The organism is Mesorhizobium sp. M1163 (assembly GCF_040318415.1).
In the GTDB taxonomy this organism is placed as follows: domain Bacteria; phylum Pseudomonadota; class Alphaproteobacteria; order Rhizobiales; family Rhizobiaceae; genus Mesorhizobium.
In genome coordinates this window covers 1-902 of sequence record NZ_JAMYMF010000106.1, presented here as the reverse complement: position 1 = coordinate 902, position 902 = coordinate 1, and the positions used below count along the sequence as shown (strand labels likewise).

Genomic DNA, 902 nt, shown 5'->3' with positions numbered 1-902 from the left:
AAAGGTTACCATCATCGGGGTCGATCTGGCAAAGAACGTCTTTCAACTGCACGGGGCGGCAGCTGACGGATCAGTCGTATTTCGCAAGAAGCTGTCGCGCTTTCAGTTTTGCAAATTCATGGCGGGTCATCCGGCATGTGTCGTGGCGATGGAGGCGTGCGCCGGTTCCCATTATTGGGCGCGCGAGATGGTCCGGCTTGGCCATCAGCCGAAGCTGATTGCAACCTCGCTATGTCAAAGCGTTCATCAAGCGGCAGAAGAACGACGCAGCGGATGCGGAGGCGATCGTCGAGGCAGCGCAGCGGCCAACGATGCGCTTCGTCGAACCGAAAACCGAGGAGCAGCAGTCTCGGTCCATAATGTTTCGCACCCGAGAACAGCTGGTCAATCAGCGCACTGAGTTGGTCAACGCATTGCGTGCGCACCTTTATGAGTTCGGCCACATCGCGCCGCAGGGAATTCGTTATCTGAACCGACTTGAATGTTTCGTTGAGGACGAGAAAGCCAAATTGCCTGATCTGGCCCGCGAAATCTGCCGCGATCTGCTGGACCGGATCTACCAGCTAACTGGCCGGATCGACGTACTGAAGAAGAAGATCGATGCTCTGTCGAGGGAAGCTGAGGCATCTCGGCGCTTGCAAACCATGCCCGGCGTTGGCCCCATCGCCGCACTGGCGATCGAAACTTTCGCGCCTCCGATGGAGACGTTCAAATGCGGCCGTGACTTCGCCGCCTGGCTTGGGCTCGTCCCGTTGCAGAAATCGACCGGCGGCAAGCAACGACTAGGAAAAACCTCGAAGATGGGCCAATGCGATATTCGACGCCTGCTCATCATTGGAGCCATGGCTGTGGTCCGATGGGCATCGCGGAAGGGCGCGCCCGAGGGCTCCTGGCTCGCGCGC

General features: G+C 58.8%; 1 pseudogene. It reads left to right on the top strand.

Annotated features, from left to right (window positions below):
• Positions 1–902: pseudogene (locus tag NKH43_RS35215) on the top strand (IS110 family RNA-guided transposase); the annotation flags it as partial.